Genomic DNA, 20,243 nt, shown 5'->3' with positions numbered 1-20,243 from the left:
CTTTCCGCCCAGGAAAGATACCGAAATAACCTCTCAAAGCTAAATTAGAATTATCATCATCTGCACTTAACTGCCGTATAATGTCATTAACCATTTATTCATTGTGGTTATAATGTCGTGAATTGGCGACAAAAGTAGAACTAATTTTTGGCTTCGCAAATATTTCCTTTCAAATATTTATTTCTGGTCAAAAGAATGAATATTTCCCATCAATAGATACGTAAATTCACTGGCTTTTCGGCTAAAGTTTCTTTAGGATTTATCTCAACAGATGATTAATTGTACCAATTGTTTGGTCTCTAAATGATAAGCGATATCGATTGTATGAGGTTAGCAATGCCTTCAGGAAGTGAAGAACCGCAAAGGGATCCTGCGCTCAAGCGTAAAGCCTGGCTGGCGGTCTTTCTCGTCTCTGCCTTGTTTTGGGTGGTGGTTGCTTTCCTGGCCTGGAACTATTGGGGTTGAATATGGCAGTGACGGTACGTACAGAAACAGTTAAACAGATGTGTCAGCTTCGTGACAGGGGCCACAAAGTGCGCAAAGCACCTGCCACTGCCGTACCCGCGTCCTGGAAACTGACGCCGCAACAGCAAGCGTTTATTGATGTGTTCGCAGAAGACGAACCCAAAAAACAATAATTTACTTAATTGCGTAATGATGCAAATAGTCTGAATAAAGGCTCAATGCATTTGTACTCTTTAATAAATACACATCAGCAATATTGAACTGAGGGCAGACCTCGGAACCTTTAATAAATAATGCCTGGTGTCCCTATGATGAATAACATGATGTCTATGAAATACTGGTCATGGCTCGGCGTTTTTTCCGCGTCGATTCTGTTCTGGTCACAGCTTATCTGGCTGGCCCTCCACTAAATCGTAAAACCTCGCTACGGCGGGGTTTTTTGTTTTCTCCCCCGCACTGGAACATTCCTGGATTTATCATTTCGGGTTGTTATCAAAACGTTACGACATCTTTGTGTTATCTTTAATTACAGCCCTGATGATTGTCAGGACATCTCTGTAATTAAGGAGGAGCTTATGTCGGTAACCCTACGCGAAGCCAGTAAGGACACATTACAGGCAGAAAATAAAACCTGGCACTACTACAGCCTGCCGCTGGCAGCCAGGACGCTTGGGGACATTTCGCGTTTACCCAAGTCCTTGAAAGTTTTACTGGAAAACCTCTTACGCTGGCAGGATGGTGATTCCGTCACCCTTGAAGATATCCAGGCGCTGGCAGGGTGGCTTAAGCATGCCCATGCTGACAGAGAAATTGCCTATCGACCGGCAAGGGTTCTGATGCAGGACTTTACCGGGGTCCCTGCTGTGGTTGACCTTGCGGCAATGCGCGAAGCGGTGAAGCGCCTTGGCGGCGATACCGCTAAAGTAAATCCGCTCTCTCCCGTTGATCTCGTTATCGACCACTCTGTCACCGTGGACCACTTTGGTGACGACGATGCCTTTGGCGAAAACGTACGTCTGGAAATGGAGCGTAACCACGAACGTTACGTCTTTCTGAAGTGGGGGCAGCAGGCCTTTAGCCGCTTTAGCGTCGTTCCGCCCGGTACGGGTATCTGCCACCAGGTGAATCTTGAATACCTGGGCAAAGCGGTCTGGAGTGAATTGCAGGATAAAGAGTGGGTGGCCTATCCGGATACTCTGGTGGGCACCGATTCGCACACCACCATGATTAACGGCCTGGGCGTTCTGGGCTGGGGCGTTGGCGGAATTGAAGCCGAAGCGGCCATGCTTGGCCAGCCGGTATCGATGCTGATCCCTGATGTGGTGGGCTTTAAGCTTACCGGCAAACTGTCGGAAGGCATTACTGCCACCGACCTGGTACTTACCGTCACGCAGATGCTGCGTAAGCATGGTGTGGTGGGTAAATTTGTCGAATTCTACGGTGACGGGCTGGATTCATTGCCGCTTGCCGACCGTGCCACCATCGCCAACATGGCGCCGGAGTATGGCGCAACCTGCGGCTTTTTCCCCATCGATACTGTCACGCTGGAATATATGCGCCTGAGTGGCCGTAGCGAAGAGCAGGTGGCGCTGGTTGAAGCGTATACCAAAGCGCAGGGGATGTGGCGTAATCCGGGCGATGAACCGGTATTTACCAGCACACTTGAACTGGATATGGGGACCGTCGAGGCGAGCCTGGCGGGGCCAAAACGTCCGCAGGATCGGGTGGCGTTGAGTGACGTACCGAAAGCCTTTGCCGCCAGTAATGAACTGGAGGTAAACACGGCGAAAAAAGACCACCGCCCAATCGACTATGTCCTGAACGGACATCAGTATCAGCTTCCGGATGGTGCGGTTGTCATTGCAGCCATAACCTCCTGTACAAATACGTCGAACCCCAGCGTGCTGATGGCCGCCGGTCTGCTGGCGAAGAAAGCGGTAGAGCTGGGGCTTAAGCCACAGCCGTGGGTAAAAGCCTCTCTGGCACCGGGCTCCAAAGTGGTTTCAGATTACCTTGCACAGGCCAGATTAACGCCGTATCTGGATGAGCTGGGCTTTAACCTGGTGGGGTACGGTTGCACCACCTGTATCGGGAACTCGGGTCCGTTACCTGAACCGATTGAGATGGCGATCAAGCAGGGCGATCTCACCGTCGGGGCCGTTCTCTCCGGTAACCGAAACTTTGAAGGCCGTATTCATCCGCTGGTCAAGACCAACTGGCTGGCGTCTCCACCGCTGGTTGTGGCATACGCTCTGGCCGGGAATATGAATATCAACCTGGTCACCGATCCGATTGGCCACGATCGCAAGAATGATCCGGTCTATCTGAAGGATATCTGGCCATCTGCCCGGGAAATTGCATTGGCCGTAGAGAAAGTTTCTACCGGAATGTTCCGCAAAGAGTATGCGGAGGTGTTCGAAGGTACGCCGGAATGGAAGGCCATCGACGTCGTGGGTTCAGATACCTATGACTGGCAGGACGATTCGACCTATATCCGCCTGTCGCCGTTCTTCGATGAGATGCTGGCTGAACCTGCACCGCTGCAGGATATCCACGGCGCGCGCATTCTGGCGATGCTGGGAGACTCCGTCACCACGGACCACATATCGCCGGCGGGAAGCATCAAAGCCGACAGTCCAGCAGGCCGTTACCTGCAGAGCCGGGGCGTGGAGCGCCGGGATTTCAACTCCTATGGCTCACGTCGTGGTAACCATGAAGTGATGATGCGCGGCACGTTTGCCAATATCCGTATCCGCAATGAAATGGTGCCGGGCGTGGAAGGGGGCATGACGCGACATTTGCCGGGGAGCGACGTGATCTCAATTTATGACGCCGCCGTCAAATACCAGCAGGAAGGCACGCCGCTGGCGGTTATCGCCGGGAAAGAGTACGGCTCTGGCTCCAGCCGTGACTGGGCGGCGAAAGGCCCGCGTCTGCTTGGGGTTCGGGTGGTGATTGCCGAATCGTTTGAACGTATCCACCGTTCAAACCTGATAGGGATGGGGATCCTGCCACTCGAATTCCCGCAGGGCGTCACCCGTAAAACGCTGGGACTCACCGGGGAAGAGCTGATTGACATCAGCGGCCTGCAAAATCTGCAGCCGGGTAAAACGGTGCCGGTGAAATTAACGCGCGCAGACGGTAAAACAGAGGTGCTCGACTGCCGGTGTCGTATCGATACGGCAACAGAACTCACCTATTACCAGAACGACGGCATTCTACATTACGTGATTCGTAAGATGCTGGACTGATGGAGCCAGCCCGGCACGCGATGGCGTTGCCGGGCACTTCGCGATCACTCGCTCAGCAGATGCCCCATTTTGGCGGCTTTGGTATCGAGGTAGTGCGCGTTTTTTGGGTTACGTCCCACAATGAGCGGTACACGCTCAACGATATTGATCCCCGCTTCGGTCAGAATTTCGACTTTTTTCGGGTTGTTAGTCAGCAGGCGTACTTCATCCACGCCCAGCAGCTTAAACATATCCGCACACAGCGTGAAATCGCGCTCATCGGCAGCGAAGCCGAGCTGGTGGTTTGCTTCTACCGTGTCGTACCCCTGGTCCTGCAGCGCGTAGGCGCGGATTTTATTCAGCAAGCCAATATTGCGCCCTTCCTGGCGGTGATAAAGCAGCACACCGCGACCCTCTTCGGCAATATGAGAGAGCGCTGCCTCCAGCTGGAAACCGCAATCACAGCGCAGGCTGAACAACGCATCGCCGGTCAGACACTCCGAATGAACGCGAGAAAGTACCGGGGTTTGTCCTGAAATGTCGCCGTACACCAGCGCGACGTGATCCTGTCCGGTCGCCAGTTCTTCAAATCCCACCATCAGGAAATCGCCCCATGGGGTTGGCAGTTTGGCTTCTGCCACACGTTTAAGCTGCATGTGATTCTCCAGAGTAGGCTGACACGTTTCGTGTCTTCCGCCTGTTTTTGCTTTCTGTATCCGTTCATTTTGCCACAAGCTCAGCAGGTTCGCCTAATGGCTGCCATGCTATACGAACGTTAAACGCACGATCCGACATATCCACCCGTCGGATGAATTTCAGTTATGATTGTGACGCTTAGCGAAAAAGGAGAAGACATGCTTTCAATCGCCAGACGAACGGCAGCAGGTGCGGCCATATTGTTGATTATGCCATTAGTCGTTTGGGTATCAGGCTGGATGTGGCAGCCCGGGCACAATACCCTGTGGCTGAAAACGTTATACTGGATAACAGAGACGGTCACCCAGCCATGGGGCATCATTACTCATGTAGTGCTTTGCGCCTGGTTTTTGTGGTGCCTGCGCTTTCGTCTCCGCGCAGCGCTGGTGCTCTTTGCTATCCTCGGTGGGGCGATCCTTGTTGGCCAGGGGGTAAAATCCTGGGTGAAAGGCCATGTGCAGGAGCCGCGGCCTTTTGTGGTCTGGCTGGAAAAAACGCATCATGTTCCGGTGAATGAGTTCTACAATTTAAAACGTAAAGATCGCGGTGCGCTGGTAAAAGAACAGCTTGCGGAACAGCAGGATATCCCGACGTTTTTACGTAAACACTGGCAAAAAGAGACCGGCTTTGCGTTTCCATCCGGGCACACCATGTTCGCCGCCAGTTGGGCACTTCTTGCCGTCGGCCTTTTATGGCCGCGGCGTCGTACTGTCACTATCGCCATTTTACTGGTCTGGGCGACGGGGGTGATGGGGAGCCGTCTACTGCTGGGCATGCACTGGCCACGCGATTTAGTGGTGGCGACGCTCATTTCATGGCTGCTTGTTACCCTTGCCACCTGGCTGGCTGAACGGCTCTGCGGTCCGTTAACGCCGCCGCCGGAAGAGAAAGAAGAGATCGCCGAAAGGGAGCACAGTGACGTCTGAAGGTTGATTTTGCGCATTCAGCCCATAAATCCATGACGGGCGCGTCACTTTTTCCGTTTCGCGCCCGTCGCTAAAATGGTAGTTTATAAGGCTGATTGCGGTAAGTTGAACACACTTTATTCGCTTGAACCACATAACGGGAAGTAATGTGAAATATTTACTCATTTTCTTACTGGTATTGGCGATTTTTGTCATTTCAGTCACATTGGGTGCACAAAACGATCAACAGGTGACGTTTAACTATCTGCTGGCGCAGGGCGAGTATCGGGTTTCGAGCCTGCTGGCGGTCTTGTTCGCAGCGGGTTTCGCCATCGGCTGGCTGGTTTGCGGTCTGTTCTGGTTAAAAATACGTGTTTCGCTTGCGCGCGCTGAACGTAAAATTAAACGCCTCGAACATCAAATTGCGCCTGCGTCCGACATCCCGGAAAGCTCTGGTGTGCCGGTCGTCAAGGAATAATCGAATATGCTGGAGTTGTTGTTTCTGCTTTTGCCTGTAGCCGCTGCCTATGGCTGGTATATGGGCCGCAGAAGTGCGCAACAAACAAAACAGGATGAGGCGAACCGACTCTCCCGCGACTACGTTGCAGGGGTGAACTTCCTCCTGAGCAATCAACAGGATAAAGCGGTCGACCTGTTCCTCGACATGTTAAAAGAGGACACAGGGACCGTTGAAGCACACCTGACCCTGGGCAACCTGTTCCGCTCGCGCGGCGAGGTTGACCGTGCCATTCGTATTCACCAGACCCTCATGGAAAGCGCCTCGTTAACTTACGATCAGCGCCTGCTGGCAGTACAACAGCTGGGCCGCGACTACATGGCGGCAGGGTTGTATGACCGTGCGGAAGATATGTTCTCGCAACTGGTGGATGAAACAGATTTCCGCATAGGTGCGCTGCAGCAGTTGCTGCAGATTTACCAGGCCACCAGCGACTGGCAGAAAGCCATTGATACCGCTGAACGTCTGGTTAAGCTAGGTAAAGACAAACAGCGCGTCGAGATAGCCCATTTTTACTGCGAACTGGCCCTGCAGCAGATGGGGAACGACGACATGGACAAAGCCATGGCGTTGCTGAAAAAAGGGGCCGCCGCAGACCGCAATAGTGCGCGTATTTCCATCATGATGGGGCGCGTGTTTATGGCAAGTGGCGACTATGCCAAAGCCGTTGAAAGCCTGCTGCGCGTCATTGATCAGGACAAAGAGCTGGTCAGTGAAACCCTTGAAATGCTGCAGACCTGTTATCAACAGCTGGGTAAACAGGATGAGTGGGTAGCGTTCCTGCGCCGCTGCGTGGAAGAGAACACCGGAGCCACTGCGGAGCTGATGCTTTCCGACGTAGTGGAGCAGCATGAGGGCAGCGACACGGCGCAGGTTTATATTACGCGTCAGCTGCAGCGTCATCCTACCATGCGGGTTTTCCATAAGCTGATGGATTACCACCTGAACGACGCAGAAGAAGGGCGTGCTAAAGAGAGCCTGATGGTGCTGCGTGACATGGTGGGCGAACAGGTGCGTAGCAAGCCGCGCTACCGCTGTCAGAAGTGTGGTTTTACCGCGTATACGCTGTACTGGCACTGTCCTTCATGCCGGGCCTGGTCAACCATCAAGCCCATTCGCGGTCTCGATGGACAGTAATTTTTTTAAAACACCTCACTTTAGTTACAACATACTGATCACTTTTATAATCCCGTTCAGCATCGTGCGGTTTGCCAGCCTGGCAGGGAATAAAACGATCCTGTCAATTTGTGGCGCTGGAAGGTAGAATGCACGCCGTTTATCTGTTCCGCGCCGCTGCGCGCCCATAGACGAAAAGGGCTGGTCATGACGTCTGTTACTTCCTCCACATCCCGCGTAGTTACTGATTCTCCTGTTGTTGTTGCTCTTGATTACAATAAACGTGACGCTGCTCTGGCTTTTGTCGACGGTATTGATCCTCGCGACTGTCGCCTTAAAGTGGGCAAAGAGATGTTTACGTTATTTGGACCGCAAATCGTACGCGATCTGCAACAGCGCGGTTTTGACGTTTTCCTCGACCTCAAATTCCATGATATTCCAAACACCACGGCGCACGCCGTTGCCGCGGCTGCCGAATTGGGTGTATGGATGGTTAACGTGCATGCATCGGGTGGGGCGAGAATGATGACAGCCGCGCGTGAAGCGCTTCTGCCGTTTGGTAGCGACGCCCCCTTATTGATTGCGGTAACGGTGCTGACCAGCATGGACGAAAATGACCTGCGTGACCTCGGTGTGACGTTGTCACCGGCTGAACATGCAGAGCGTCTTGCGCGGCTGACGCAGAATTGCGGCCTGGACGGTGTAGTCTGTTCCGCGCAGGAAGCGGTGCGTTTCAAAACGGAGCTGGGCCAGAATTTCAAACTGGTCACGCCGGGTATTCGCCCAGCGGGTAGCGAGGCTGGCGATCAGCGCCGTATTATGACCCCCGAGCAGGCGCTGGCGGCAGGCGTGGATTACATGGTCATCGGCCGTCCGGTGACACAATCTGCTAATCCGGCAGAGACGCTTAAGGCTATCAACGCATCACTGAAAAAGGGGGCGTAATGACCGACTCAAACAGCCGTCTGGTCTATTCAACCGAAACCGGGCGCATTGATGAACCGAAAGCGAAAGCAGAGCGCCCGAAGGGCGACGGTGTTGTCCGTATCCAGCGCCAGACCAGCGGGCGTAAAGGTAAGGGTGTTTGCCTTATCACGGGTATCGATCTGGATGATGCAGAACTGGCGAAACTGGCGGCTGAACTGAAAAAGAAATGTGGCTGCGGCGGTGCCGTCAAAGACGGGATAATCGAAATCCAGGGTGATAAACGCGATGTCATTAAATCGCATCTCGAAGCCAAAGGGATGAAAGTAAAGCTGGCGGGCGGCTAAAATAAATGAGCCACGGTATTTACCGTGGCTCTTGTTTTATACGTGCGTAAGTCAGACCTGAAATGCGATAAATATCGCGATGCCCATCAGGGCGTATAATAATTATTTGCCGACCTGGTGACCGATAATACCACCAACAGCAGCACCACCTAATGTACCCAGCGTACTACCGTCTGTTAATACTGCACCACCCAGTGCACCAGCACCGGCACCAATAGCGGTGTTACGGTCACGTTTAGACCAGTTAGAGCATGCGCTCAGGGACATTGCTACAGTGATTGCCAGAACAGCGGCGGCTAATTTTTTGCTGGTTAAGGTCATAATACTTTCTCCTGAATTATCGATTCACGGAAAGATGCACGCTTTAAGTATAGACTAAACGAATACTTAAATTCTGTTCTCCGTGAAAGCTGGTCGCGCAGGTGTTACGTCATCACGCAGGTGATAGTCACTTCCTGTTATATCGCTAACATTAATTTTACGTCTTCAGGGTCAGTTAAACAGGTAAAAACTCTTAAAGGGGGGTTAGGATTCCTCTCAGAGAGAGGTTAAGAGGCGCCTGAAATTCAGGCGCTCGCGGACTCAGGCGGGTTTTTTAATAATGTCGACGATAAGTCCGTCTTCCTGGAGTTTATTCCGATGTGCTTCGCTCAGACGGTCATCGGTAATTACGCGGCTGAACCGGGATATTGGCCCCATTGTATAAGGATGGACCGCGCCAAATTTTGAACTGTCGGTCAGCACGATTGCCTCACACTCTTTTTCCAGTACCGCGTTCACAACGTCTGAACGCATCATATCCCTGCCGGTAAAGCCGGTTTCAGGCTGCCAGCCGTCAATACCGATGAAGGCCTTGCTGAAATGCACCTGCTGAACGTACTGACGCGTCAGCGGGCCGACCATACTCTCACTTTTTTTCTGATAGATACCGCCCAGCAGGATGACCTCGCAGCGTGTCTCCTTCAACAAGTGAGCGATATAGCTACTGACGGTAATGATGGTGATGTCTTTTTGCTCGGCCAGGGTGCGGGCCAGCAGGGCGTTGCTACTGCCGTTCTCAATAAAGACCGTTTCGCCATTGTTCACTAAGGACGCGGCAAACTCAGCCAACTCACGTTTGAGGGCATAGTTATTCATCATGCGGGTTTCTACGTCCTCGCTGTCCAGCGGGACCGCATACCCATGCGCACGACGCAGGTAGCTCTGTTTTTCGAGTAGATTCAGATCCTGACGGATGGTGACTTCAGAAACGCCTGTCGTTTTAGCGAGATCGACGACGCTCACGCGCCCCTGATCGATGACCATCTGCAAAATGATTTGTTGTCGGGAATTCATAGCATCCATTTAATAAAGCGAAACGAGGGCGGATAGGGCGTGGTTAAACTTCCCACGGGGCTTTTGGCTGTCTGTTTTCTGACGCGGTTTCGGCGCCATTCTGAGCCAGAAGTTCAGACTTCAGGATCTCAAGGTTACGGATCGCAGAGTGATAATCGCCCGCAACCAGTATATCCAGCACGGTATCAATTCGTTGGGCTACGGCCTGCGCATCAATGTTAGACATAATCTCATCCCGGGTACGAAAAGTTAATATTTTCAATGATGCAGAAAATGGATTCAAAAGAGAAGGGAAAAAATGCAATAACTAAATTACATAAATGAAAGTAATAAATTTATTCCCCCGCATGCAGCGTGATGAATGAGTGGATTAGTCTAAAACTGCGCGCAAGGCGCTTTTTTATATGAGGAATTAGACTATGACAGTTATCAATCAGACTACCTGCACACTGTTTACCGATACTGAACGTTTCACTCAGTTGTCCGGGTATTATGAGGAGGAGCGCCGCACAGTCTGGATGATGTTGCGGGCGCAGCCACGACCTTGCTTCAACCATGCGTTAATCGAAGAGATCATGAACCTCTCCTGGCTTGTTCGCCAGTCCGGGTTTGCGGTCGATTTTTGGGTTACCGGTTCGCTGGTACCCGAGATGTACAATGCGGGAGGTGATTTACAGTTCTTTGTCGAATGTATCCAAAACGGACGCCGCGAAGCGTTAAGAGCCTATGCCCGTGCCTGCGTGGACTGCGTTCATGCGGCGTCACGGGGGTTTGATACGGGGGCTATTACCCTGGCGATGGTCGAAGGCAGTGCGTTAGGGGGCGGATTCGAAGCCGCGCTGGCGCACCACTTTGTGCTGTCCCAGCGCGATGCCCGCTTAGGCTTCCCTGAGATCGCCTTCAACCTTTTCCCCGGCATGGGGGGGTACTCGCTGGTTGCTCGCCGCTCAGGCATGAAGCTGGCGGAGGAGCTCATCTACAAAGGGGAGTCTCATACGGCAGAATGGTATGAACAGCATGGGTTAGTGGATGTCCTGTTCGAACCCGGGCAAAGTTACGTCTCCGTCAGAACGTTCATTGACACGCTGCGGCCGAAGATGAACGGCGTAAAGGCGATGTTACGCGCCCGTACCCGCGTGCTGCAGCTGCCTCGCAGTGAGCTGATGGATATCACGGAAGATTGGGTTGACGCCGCGTTCTGCCTTGAACCAAAAGATATCGCTTATATGGAGCGTCTGGTCATGCTGCAAAACCGCCATCATGCGGCGGGTTTACGCAAAGCCAGTTAGTGCTGTTTACGCGCCTGATATCGCTTTAGCCATCGCTCGAATGCGACAGCGGGCATGGGCTTAGCAAAGAGAAAACCCTGCCGTTCGTTGACGCCGTTCTTAGTCAGAAAGGCGTCTTCTTTTGCGTTCTCCACACCTTCGGCAATGACCTGCAAATTAAGCGCCTGTGCCACCGCGACGATGGCCCGCACCAGCGACTGGGAAATAGACTGTTTATGAATGTCCCGGACAAATGACTGATCGAGTTTTATCGCATCGATGGGGAAGCGTGCCAGCTGTGACAAAGACGAGTAGCCGGTACCAAAATCGTCCAGATGGATTTGCGCACCAAGCTGGCTGAACTGCTGGATCACCGACAGCGCCAGCTCTTCGTTTTCAATGAGGCAGCTTTCCGTTAACTCAACGTCGATAGGGCAGTATTCAAAATCCAGATCCTTCAGGGCCTGTTTTAAGTCGCTGAAAATGGTTTGATCTGCCAGCTGACGGGCCGAGACGTTCACCGCCACGCGCAGGTTAATGCCTTTGTCGCGCCATTTCGCCACCTGGCGAACCACATCAAGCATGACCCAGCGGCCAAGCGGCACAATCAGCCCTGACTCCTCAGCATACGAGATAAACTCCAGCGGAGGAATTAACCCGCGTTCTGGTGATTGCCAGCGCACCAGCGCTTCAAGGCTTCTGACTTCACCGCGCCAGGTGACTTTAGGCTGGTAGTGGATCAGCAGCTGATCGTTATCCAGCGCTTTGCGCAGGTTGGTATCCAGCCAGAGATACTCAAACACGCGCTGGTTCATTTCCGGCGAGAAGACGCAGAACTTACCCCGGCCGTTCTCTTTTGCGGTGTACATGGCGGTATCGGCATTGCGGATGACGCTTTCCCGATCGTTACCGTGCTGCGGGGCGAGGGCGATACCTAACGAGCAACCGGTGTAAATTTCAATCAAACCAATTCTGAACGGCTGGCGCAGACGGGTCAGAATGCGTGATGCCATCGCTTCCAGAGAACCCTGAGAGGTATTGGTGGCCATGACAATAAATTCATCGCCGCCGAGTCGCGCCAGCACCTGGCCTTCTTCCAGACAGCTCAGAATGGCCAGCGCGACCGCCTGTAATAACTGATCGCCAAACATGTGCCCGTAGGCGTCGTTCACCTTTTTGAAGTTATCGAGATCGAGATACACCACGCCAACCTGCGTCTCACCGCGGCTGTCGATGGCATCTGAAATCAGTTCGTGGATCGCGTTGCGGTTCGGCAACCCGGTGATGGTGTCGGTATTGGCCAGCACCCGCAGGCGCTCCTGGGCGCGGCGCTCCTCCGTAATATCGGTGCCGGAACAGATAAGAAAAATTTCATTTTTACCGCTGCCGCTGTGGACAAATTTGTTTCTGAACAGAAACAACCGTTGTCCTTTTCGCGTTTTGATCCAGCGCTCGACTTCGTAAGAGCTGCCGTTGCGAAAGAAGCCGGTGATGTTGCGCTTAGAGGCTGCCGCTTCACTGCGGCTCATAAACAGCTTAAACACGTTCTGGCCGATAACTTCTTGTTCTTTCAGGCCGGTGTACTCCTCGCTCAGGCGGTTAAACCGCTGAATATTGCCGTTCTGATCGAGGATTACGATAACGGAGTTGGCTTCCGAAACCACTTGTTCCGCAAAGGACAGCCCCTGAGCAAGGTCCCGGGCTACGGAAGGCGTATCGTTCCACGCAGAAGCTGTTCCGGCCCACTCATTACGGGTTATTTTGCGTCCGACAAGGTGAACAGGAACATCTTCGCCGTACAACGAGAGCGTCATAGAGATACTGGACGTAATAACGGTTAACTGGCGAATAAGTTCGGCCTGTTCATCATCCAGCGCCACCACCTGAGTGACATCGGCATTTTCGCTGGTAGAAAGGTGCAGAGCATTGCTGTCTGCTGTCAGTCGCCACCAGGGGCTGTGAGTTCCCATGTAACGAAACAGCAAATTCTGCTCCAGATCGTCCATCATGTTTTCTCCTGCAGCTACCTGTTAGCGCACAATTTATTCCGTTGCAATCGGCTTTTTCGAGGTGAGACCACGGCCAGACCGATGTGAACTTATTGTTTTTTCCCGGGTTTCTTATAATAAAACGAGTCAGGTAAAAAAGGATACTTAGCAAATAAAAATTCACGTAACCGAATATAACGGCACTCTTTTACTGTAGATAATTCTGGCGAATTTGGGCGGGGGAAGTCTGAAAATAGTAAGAAAAAATGAAGAGTTTGCAGCGTGGCGTAAAAGAAAAAATTGTCGGCCCGTCCGGCAAGGAAAGGGCCGACAATTGAACAGCTTATCAGGCGGCAGGGCGCGCGATGATGCTGCGGGTTTCCATGCGGACTTCGGCGATAGTTACGTCAATCACGTCGGTGGCCTTGTAAACCGTTTCACCTTTGATTTGCACAGTCCCGTTTTCCTGGCTGCAGACAAGTTCATCGCGAACGGCATGCAGGAACGGCGCAGGGATAAAGGCCACCGCCCCGTTATCCACCAGACGTACGCGCATCCCCCCACGGCTGATATCAATGATTTCTGCAGCGAAGCGAGTGTCTGTGCCGGCTTTGTCCTGCAGGAAGCGGGCGTACAGCCAGTCACCTACGTCACGTTCCGCCATGCGGTTCAGGCGCCGACGATCTGCCATCTGCAGGGTCGTGTCATCCTGAGGACGCGCAATTGATTCGCCCTTAATGATCGCTTTCAGCAGGCGATGGTTAACCATATCGCCATACTTACGAATTGGAGATGTCCAGGTGGCGTAGGCTTCAAGACCGAGGCCGAAGTGTGGGCCAGGCTCAGTGCTGATCTCGGCAAAGGACTGGAAGCGACGAATACGGCTGTCGAGGAAACCAGAAGGCTGTGCGTCCAGCTCGCGGCGCAGCTTGCAGAAGCCCTGCAAGGTCAGCACTTCTTCCGGGTCAACATGCACATCATGGTTCTTCAGTAAGGCGGCCAGCGCTTCGGTGTTCGCCGGATCAAACCCGGTATGAACGTTATAAATGCCGAAGCCGAGCTTGTCGCGCAGCACACGTGCGGCACAAATATTGGCGGAAATCATCGCTTCTTCGACGATGCGGTTCGCAATGCGTCGTGGTTCGGCCACGATATCCAGCACTTCGCCTTTTTCGCCCAGAACGAAGCGATAGTCCGGACGATCCTTGAACACCAGCGCATGGGTTTGACGCCACTCGCTGCGGCTCAGACAGATGCGGTGCAGCAGACGAATCTGTGCGGCAACGGCCTCAGAGGCAGGTTCCCAGCTGCCCGTGTTCTCCAGCCAGTCAGAGACGTCGTCGTAAGCCAGCTTGGCTTTAGATTCAATGGTGGCCGCGAAGAATTCGATATCATCTTCAATTGTGCCGTCCGCAGCAATGGTCATGCGGCAGGCGAGCACCGGACGCACTTCGTTCGGCCGCAGCGAACAGAGATCGTCGGAGAGTTCACGAGGCAGCATCGGGATGTTAAAGCCCGGCAGATAGTTGGTGAACGCACGGATTTTCGCGATATCGTCCAGCTTGCTGCCTTCAGCAATCCAGGCGGTAGGATCGGCAATGGCCACGGTTAACAGCAGTTTGCCGTCAGCAAGTTCTTCAGCATACAGGGCGTCATCCATGTCTTGCGTACTGGCGCTGTCGATAGTGACAAACTCCAGGGCAGTCAGATCGCGACGCTCCAGACCTTCGTCCTGCATCTCGGTGGCGACGCCGTTCGGGGCTTCTTTCTCAAGATTATGGCGCGCAAGCGTAACCCACCACGGTACAAAATGGTCATCACCGAACGTGATGAACTGGGTCAGTTCCGCATAGAAACCGCGATCGCCTTTCAGTGGATGACGGCGCATTTCGGCAACGGCCCAGTCACCTTCTTTAAAATCATGCTCAACGCCGCGAGCGGCACGGCAGGGGATGGCGTCTTTCAGCAGAGGATGATCCGGCACGATGGAGAGACGATCGTCTTTTCTCTGCACCTTGCCCACAAAACGGGTCAGGAACGGCTCGATCAGTTCTTCCGGCTCGGCAGATTCACGCTCTTTTTCGGTATGAATAACCGCCATGACGCGGTCGCCGTGCATCACTTTCTTCATCTGCGGTGGCGGAATGAAGTAGCTTTTCTGCGCGTCGACTTCAAGGAAACCAAAGCCTTTTTCCGTGGCTTTTACGACCCCTTCTGCACGCGGCGTCTGGGAATGCAGTTGCTGTTTAAGCTGCGCTAGCAGCGGGTTGTCCTGAAACATAATGTTCTATTTTCGTAGCCATTGAGCGGCTGACAGTTTTACGCGATTCTCACTGCCACAGCAAGCGCTCTTTGGGTAAATAGTATGGTTATTCCGCTTTGCCAAGCGCCACTTTCAGACGCTCCAGCCAGCCGTCTAACGCGCTTCGCGTAAGCAGTGCAATCGCCCGGCCAGCGGGAAGACCTTCCTCCGTAAGCGGGTTAAACTGTGCTGCACTGAAACGGTCCGGTGAACGTGTCAACAACTCCACGGCCGCTAAGAGCGCTGGTGACGCGGCCCGGTCTTCATCTCGGCAATGGTTCAGGATTTCTCCCGTCAGATCGAGCAACGTGGGTTCGTGGCAGAGCACAGGCGTCAGCGCCTGAAGGGCGGGCTCGGCTTGCCAGCGTGAAAGCGACTCGAGTTGATGCGCACTGGCATAGCGCAGTTCCAAGACAGGCAGTAGAGCGATCCAGGCGCCGGGCCTGGCGGGCAGCGTGTGCGGTTGAATATGGTGTCCCGGCAACCAGCGTACGGGGTGGCCCAGCAGCGCCTGAAATACTGCTACCACGCGGGCCTGAAAACCGATGAAGCCAATAATCTGGCTGATGAGCACGATGTCATACGTTGTCAGACCCACCTCATCAAGCTGGTGCTGCGCTTTATCATCAATGACATCCGGTGAACTGGCAAGCTGGCGGGCATACTGCGTGATCTGAGCCAGACGGCGGTTACTTTCGCGAGACGAGTCCGGGCCGGGAAGGGGGGCGAGAAGGGCGGCGTAATGGTTACAGAGCCTCTGAACCCCGCAGGCCTGCGCCACCGTCAGCGCGGTGCTCAGCCTGTCGTAGGCACTCAGCGTATGCAGACGGTTGACGGCGATATCGAGTGGAAACAGCCGGTGACATAACGCCCGGGCAGGAGTAAGCCAGCCAGCACAGGCAGTAACAATCTCATCCGGTAAGGCTAAATCGAGCAAAAAACGATCGTCGACGTTAGCGGCTTCGGGCACCAGAGGCAGGACATCCGTCTGCGCGTGGTTTGACTGGGTTTCGTGGTACCAGTGGCCTTTGCCGGAAAAACGGCGTTGTTCCATGGGCGTTCCTTGATCTCAAAATGGCGATCAATATCCTGGCGTAAGGCGGATGAGGGGAAAAATATTGTTAGGTGATAACAAATAGCAGAACGGAATAACGAGAGATGGCGGGCCGGGAAAAACTCTCTTCCCGGGCGGGAAGAGAGTCACAAACTTATTTAATTTCCAGCTCGTTCATTGCAGCGATGTTGAAGCCGCCGTCAACGTGAACCACTTCGCCGGAGATACCCGCGGAAAGGTCAGAGCACAGGAATGCTGCAGAGTTACCCACATCTTCAATGGTAACGGTACGACGAATCGGGGTAACCGCTTCGCAGTGTGCCAGCATTTTACGGAAATCTTTGATACCGGAAGCCGCCAGGGTGCGGATTGGACCTGCAGAGATGGCGTTAACGCGCACGCCTTCAGGACCCATTGCGTTCGCCATGTAGCGGACGTTTGCTTCCAGAGACGCTTTAGCCAGACCCATCACGTTGTAGTTAGGGATTGCGCGCTCTGCGCCCAGGTAGGACAGGGTCAGCAGGGCGGAGCCCGGGTTCAGCATGGCACGGCAAGATTTCGCCATCGCAACAAAGCTGTAAGAGCTGATGTCGTGAGCGATTTTAAAGCCATCGCGGGTTACCGCGTTCACGTAGTCACCGTCCAGCTGGTCGCCAGGTGCGAAGCCGATGGAGTGAACGAAACCGTCGAATTTGTCCCACGATTTTGCCAGTTCAGCAAACATGCCATCGATGCTTTCATCTTGTGCAACGTCACATTCCAGAACAATGCTGGAACCCAGCTGCGCGGCAAATTCTTCAACACGGCCTTTCAGCTTGTCGTTCTGGTAGGTGAACGCCAGCTCAGCGCCTTCGCGATGCATTGCCTGTGCGATGCCGTATGCGATGGACAGTTTGCTGGCAACGCCGGTTACCAGAATGCGCTTACCGGAAAGAAAACCCATAGCTTTAATCCTTATATTCATTGCTTATTTTGCCTTGTAATTCATAGCGTTACAGGCAGTATTTCAAAATTATTCGAAATCAGCTCGAAATTATAGCCCACTCACTGCCCCTTGTGTCACGCTATTTCTTGCTCTTCTGCCGCGACGGGGCTCCCGGGAAGTATTGAGCTGACGCTTTACTACTCTGTTTCACAGGGTTCTCAGCAGTATACCACTGCGCGTCAGGTTCGCCTCATCCAACCAGAGAAGGGAGAACGACGCCGCCGCGTCGATACGCCCGGACCTTTTGCGCAAAATGATCCGTTCAGCCGTTTCAACTGACTAAAATTTATCGCGGGTCGAAGCACATCAGAAATTTTATTCTTATATTTACGCGTAAAGTAAAAATTTGAAAACAGGAAATATTTCGTGCCTTCGCTTAGAAATAAATATCTTACAAAGGGAGTTGTAATTGATGAAAGAGGAAATGTATCAATACGATGACGATGATATCGACTCGATTGCCTGGTCCGTCGCATTTAGCGAGTGGCTGGGAATGGACTCATTACAGGATTGCGTTCTGAAAAGGATCTCAGAGAAGGACAGGGAAAAATATGAAAGTAAGTTAGCTGAATTTCGCCATTTTTTTCAATACGCATCAGGAGAAGAATATTTTTCACGTTATCTAATACAAAATAAAATGCAGCGCTAAGTTTATTTTATACGGATATATGGATTATATGCATGAGGATTGCACAGTTATTAGCAAAAACGTTAATTGCCGGAACGTTTTCTCTCCCATACGTGACGGTGTCGGCCATGATGCCCGCGGATAATAATCAGTACGACGCCATGATTATCGAGGCGAGAAAAGGCAATACACAACCTGCATTAACCTGGTTTTCGGGTCATCACCAGCTTGATGAATCTCAGGTTGCCGACTGGATGCAGATCGCCCTCTGGGCAGGCAAAAATGACGAGGTCATCGAGGTCTATTCCCGTCACCAGAATTACACGCTGCCGGCGAGAGCCTTGGCCGCACTGGCGGTTGCCTGGCGCAATAAGCAGGAGTGGAAAAAAGCGCTACAAGTCTGGGACCGTATCTGTGATGAAAGCCCGTACACGGCGGAGTTTTGCCGGGGAAGAGTATTGACCCTCGCCGACAGCGGTGAGTATGACGGGGCGCTGCGCGAAATACGCCTGCTGCAAAAAAGAGCGCCAGACAGCAAAAATTCTCTGGCGGAAGCGTATGTACACAGGCTTGCCGGCCATTACCCCGAAGAATTACTGGCCATCACACAGGCGATGCGCCAGTCAGCACTCCCGGAAATGTTGTTTGATGCCTGGCGTGAGGCGCTGGCAAACAATCAGTTGCCGGCAGCCGAACTCAAGCATGTGCAGGCGCAGGGGAAACAGCCACAGGCCAGCGAGCGCGCGGACGCGGCGGCTGAGTTAGTCAGGCTGGCGTTCATGCCGACCCGCAGCGAAAAAGAGCGCTACGTTATCGCCGATCGGGCTTTATCCCTTTATGACGGGATGATCGCCGAGTGGAAAAATAAGCCGGAGTATGACGCGGTATACCGCCGAATTTACGTCGACAGACTCGGGGCCTTGCTTTCACGCAATCGCCACGAAGAGGTCATCGCGCAATATCAGCAGATGCAACAGGATGACTTCGTGCTGCCGGAGTATGCCCAGTACTGGGTGGCGTCGGCGTATCTCAAAACGGGTCAGCCCGATCGGGCGCAGGCAATGCTCTCAAGGCTGTTTTATCAGACACCCCAGAAGGTCGATGACATTTCGGAGGAGGAACGTGCCGATCTGTTTTATAGCCACCTGGAGAGTGAAAACTACCGCCCTGCGATGCTGCTGACGAAACGCGTCGTTGATACCACGCCAGCCACCGTTTATCCACGCGGATCGTCAGTGCCCGTGCCGAATGATAAGTGGCTTGAAGGGCAACAGTTCCGTTCCTCGCTGGCGATGTACGAACAGGACCTGGCCCGAGCGGAATCACTGACGCGCAACCTTGCGCAGGCGGCGCCGGGTAACCAGGGATTGCGTATTGATCATGCGCGCGTTCTTCTTGCACGCGGACTGCCACGAGCCGCAGAAGAGAGCCTAAAGCAGGCCGAATTGCTTGAACCGTCCAGCATTGCCCTGGAAACCGAACAGGCCTATGCCGCGCTGGATCTTCAGGAGTGGCAACAGGCTGAGGAGCTGTCAAAGGATGTGGTGCAACGCGCTCCTGACAATGCGGCGGTAAAGCAGCTCAGTAGGGCGCTTGCTACCCACCAGCGTGCCGAATTACGGGTGGCAGGAACGGTTGGTATTGATTCTGACTCTCCTGACGCAGGACGTCACGATGTTAGCTTCAACAGCACCCTTTATAGCGCTCCGCTGAACTATAACTGGCGAGGATTCGTTGGCTACGGCTTTTTTGACGGCCGTTTCCAGGAGGGAAAAGGCGTAGTGCATGACGGACTCATGGGGCTGGAATGGCGTTCGCGAGACCTTTGGGCGGAGGCTGAAGTCTCGGGCCGACGTTTCAGTGGCGATCAAAAAATCGGGGCCCGGCTTTCGACCCGTATCGATTTTAACGATAGCTGGCAGTTGGGGCTGGAAGGTGAACGCGTGTCGCGTAATGCGCCGATGCGTGCCATGAAAAACGGCATTACCGCGAACAGCGGTGGGGTGGAGATACGCTGGTATCAGCATGAAAGTCGACAATACAGCGCGCGCTATCTGAAGACCGATTTCTCTGACGGAAACCACCGGAATGAATATTTCCTCAACGGTCAGGAACAGGTCTGGACTTCGCCTGATGTGAGCCTGAACCTCCAGCCGGGCGTCTATTACGGCATTAACAGCCAGTCAGACGTGCCTTACTTCAGTCCGGAAAAACGTATGGACGTGATGGCCGGGATGACACTGGATCATCGGCTGTGGCGCCGGTACGAAAACAGCTGGACGCAGAGATTCAGTGCCGGTGCAGGAAATGCGTGGCAGAAGAGCTATGGCAGCGGGCTCATCACCCAACTGGGCTATGGACAGCGCGTGTCCTGGCGCGACGGGGGAGAAGCGAGTGCGACGATACGCTGGGATAAACGCCCCTACGACGGAAAGCAGGAACACAATCTATCTGTTGATTTTAATGTGAACCTTCGATTCTGA

At 53.4% G+C, this 20,243-nt stretch carries 19 protein-coding genes; 11 read left to right on the top strand and 8 right to left on the bottom strand.

What is annotated here, in order from left to right:
* Positions 1-324 precede the first annotated feature (324 nt).
* The 3 genes from EQV24_RS03645 to acnA all read left to right on the top strand — a co-directional run bounded on the left by EQV24_RS03645 (position 325) and on the right by acnA (position 3,716).
* Positions 325-465 (top strand): YmiA family putative membrane protein, encoded by a 141-nt coding sequence (locus EQV24_RS03645; protein ID WP_213382645.1) that lies wholly within the window; start codon positions 325-327, stop codon positions 463-465.
* A gap of 311 nt (positions 466-776) precedes the next feature.
* Positions 777-875, top strand: a complete 99-nt coding sequence (gene ymiC / locus EQV24_RS23790) for a small membrane protein YmiC (RefSeq protein ID WP_044159376.1) — start codon at positions 777-779, stop codon at positions 873-875.
* A gap of 165 nt (positions 876-1,040) precedes the next feature.
* A complete protein-coding gene (gene acnA, locus EQV24_RS03640; protein ID WP_130626202.1) occupies positions 1,041-3,716 on the top strand; it encodes an aconitate hydratase AcnA in 2,676 nt (891 codons plus the stop codon).
* Between the two features lie 44 nt (positions 3,717-3,760).
* On the opposite strand, the gene ribA is transcribed toward acnA, so the two are convergent.
* Positions 3,761-4,351: a GTP cyclohydrolase II gene (gene ribA, locus EQV24_RS03635; RefSeq protein WP_013096372.1), complete on the bottom strand. Its 591-nt coding sequence runs from the start codon at positions 4,349-4,351 to the stop codon at positions 3,761-3,763.
* Positions 4,352-4,549: 198 nt separating this feature from the next.
* Between ribA and pgpB the strand changes: the two genes are divergently transcribed.
* The 5 genes from pgpB (at position 4,550) to yciH (ending at position 8,200) form a co-directional block, all read left to right on the top strand.
* On the top strand, positions 4,550-5,317 hold the full coding sequence (gene pgpB / locus EQV24_RS03630) for a phosphatidylglycerophosphatase B (RefSeq protein ID WP_130626201.1): 768 nt from the start codon (positions 4,550-4,552) through the stop codon (positions 5,315-5,317).
* Between the two features lie 148 nt (positions 5,318-5,465).
* Positions 5,466-5,774 (top strand): LapA family protein, encoded by a 309-nt coding sequence (locus tag EQV24_RS03625; RefSeq protein WP_130626200.1) that lies wholly within the window; start codon positions 5,466-5,468, stop codon positions 5,772-5,774.
* Positions 5,775-5,780: 6 nt separating this feature from the next.
* A complete protein-coding gene (gene lapB, locus EQV24_RS03620) occupies positions 5,781-6,950 on the top strand; it encodes a lipopolysaccharide assembly protein LapB (protein WP_013096375.1) in 1,170 nt (389 codons plus the stop codon).
* Between the two features lie 186 nt (positions 6,951-7,136).
* On the top strand, positions 7,137-7,874 hold the full coding sequence (pyrF, locus tag EQV24_RS03615) for an orotidine-5'-phosphate decarboxylase (protein WP_028027957.1): 738 nt from the start codon (positions 7,137-7,139) through the stop codon (positions 7,872-7,874).
* A complete protein-coding gene (yciH, locus tag EQV24_RS03610) occupies positions 7,874-8,200 on the top strand; it encodes a stress response translation initiation inhibitor YciH (protein ID WP_130626199.1) in 327 nt (108 codons plus the stop codon). Before pyrF ends, yciH begins: the two co-directional genes overlap by 1 nt.
* 102 nt (positions 8,201-8,302) lie before the next feature.
* On the opposite strand, the gene osmB is transcribed toward yciH, so the two are convergent.
* The 3 genes from osmB to EQV24_RS03595 all read right to left on the bottom strand — a co-directional run bounded on the left by osmB (position 8,303) and on the right by EQV24_RS03595 (position 9,761).
* The gene (gene osmB, locus EQV24_RS03605; protein WP_008501216.1) at positions 8,303-8,521 is read right to left on the bottom strand and encodes an osmotically-inducible lipoprotein OsmB; all 219 of its coding nucleotides are present in this window, start codon (positions 8,519-8,521) and stop codon (positions 8,303-8,305) included.
* 261 nt (positions 8,522-8,782) lie between these two features.
* Entirely contained in the window at positions 8,783-9,535 is a 753-nt protein-coding gene (locus EQV24_RS03600; protein ID WP_058660359.1) for a DNA-binding transcriptional regulator YciT, read from the bottom strand.
* A 43-nt stretch (positions 9,536-9,578) separates the two neighbouring features.
* A complete protein-coding gene (locus EQV24_RS03595; protein ID WP_020690946.1) occupies positions 9,579-9,761 on the bottom strand; it encodes a hypothetical protein in 183 nt (60 codons plus the stop codon).
* Between the two features lie 193 nt (positions 9,762-9,954).
* Between EQV24_RS03595 and EQV24_RS03590 the strand changes: the two genes are divergently transcribed.
* The gene (locus EQV24_RS03590; RefSeq protein ID WP_020690947.1) at positions 9,955-10,824 is read left to right on the top strand and encodes a crotonase/enoyl-CoA hydratase family protein; all 870 of its coding nucleotides are present in this window, start codon (positions 9,955-9,957) and stop codon (positions 10,822-10,824) included.
* Here the strand turns inward: EQV24_RS03590 and pdeR are convergent.
* The 4 genes from pdeR to fabI all read right to left on the bottom strand — a co-directional run bounded on the left by pdeR (position 10,821) and on the right by fabI (position 17,090).
* Positions 10,821-12,812: a cyclic di-GMP phosphodiesterase gene (gene pdeR / locus EQV24_RS03585; RefSeq protein WP_130626198.1), complete on the bottom strand. Its 1,992-nt coding sequence runs from the start codon at positions 12,810-12,812 to the stop codon at positions 10,821-10,823. The two genes, EQV24_RS03590 and pdeR, sit on opposite strands and share 4 nt — an antisense overlap.
* Before the next feature lie 325 nt (positions 12,813-13,137).
* Entirely contained in the window at positions 13,138-15,072 is a 1,935-nt protein-coding gene (locus tag EQV24_RS03580; protein ID WP_130626197.1) for an exoribonuclease II, read from the bottom strand.
* Positions 15,073-15,160: 88 nt separating this feature from the next.
* A complete protein-coding gene (locus EQV24_RS03575; RefSeq protein ID WP_130626196.1) occupies positions 15,161-16,147 on the bottom strand; it encodes a CMD domain-containing protein in 987 nt (328 codons plus the stop codon).
* Between the two features lie 154 nt (positions 16,148-16,301).
* On the bottom strand, positions 16,302-17,090 hold the full coding sequence (gene fabI, locus EQV24_RS03570) for an enoyl-ACP reductase FabI (RefSeq protein ID WP_013096384.1): 789 nt from the start codon (positions 17,088-17,090) through the stop codon (positions 16,302-16,304).
* A gap of 454 nt (positions 17,091-17,544) precedes the next feature.
* Here fabI and EQV24_RS03565 point away from each other — a divergent pair, with 454 nt between their 5' ends.
* Together EQV24_RS03565 and pgaA are read left to right on the top strand one after the other, a co-directional pair.
* Complete coding sequence (locus tag EQV24_RS03565; protein ID WP_058681314.1) at positions 17,545-17,781, top strand: hypothetical protein; 237 nt, start codon at positions 17,545-17,547, stop codon at positions 17,779-17,781.
* Positions 17,782-17,813: 32 nt separating this feature from the next.
* Positions 17,814-20,243, top strand: a complete 2,430-nt coding sequence (gene pgaA, locus EQV24_RS03560) for a poly-beta-1,6 N-acetyl-D-glucosamine export porin PgaA (RefSeq protein WP_130626195.1) — start codon at positions 17,814-17,816, stop codon at positions 20,241-20,243.

Source organism: Enterobacter sp. A8 (genome assembly GCF_004296595.1).
GTDB classification, from domain to species: Bacteria; Pseudomonadota; Gammaproteobacteria; order Enterobacterales; family Enterobacteriaceae; genus Enterobacter; species Enterobacter cloacae.
Note: the sequence above shows the minus strand (reverse complement) of the source record. Positions and strands in the feature narration are given on the sequence as shown.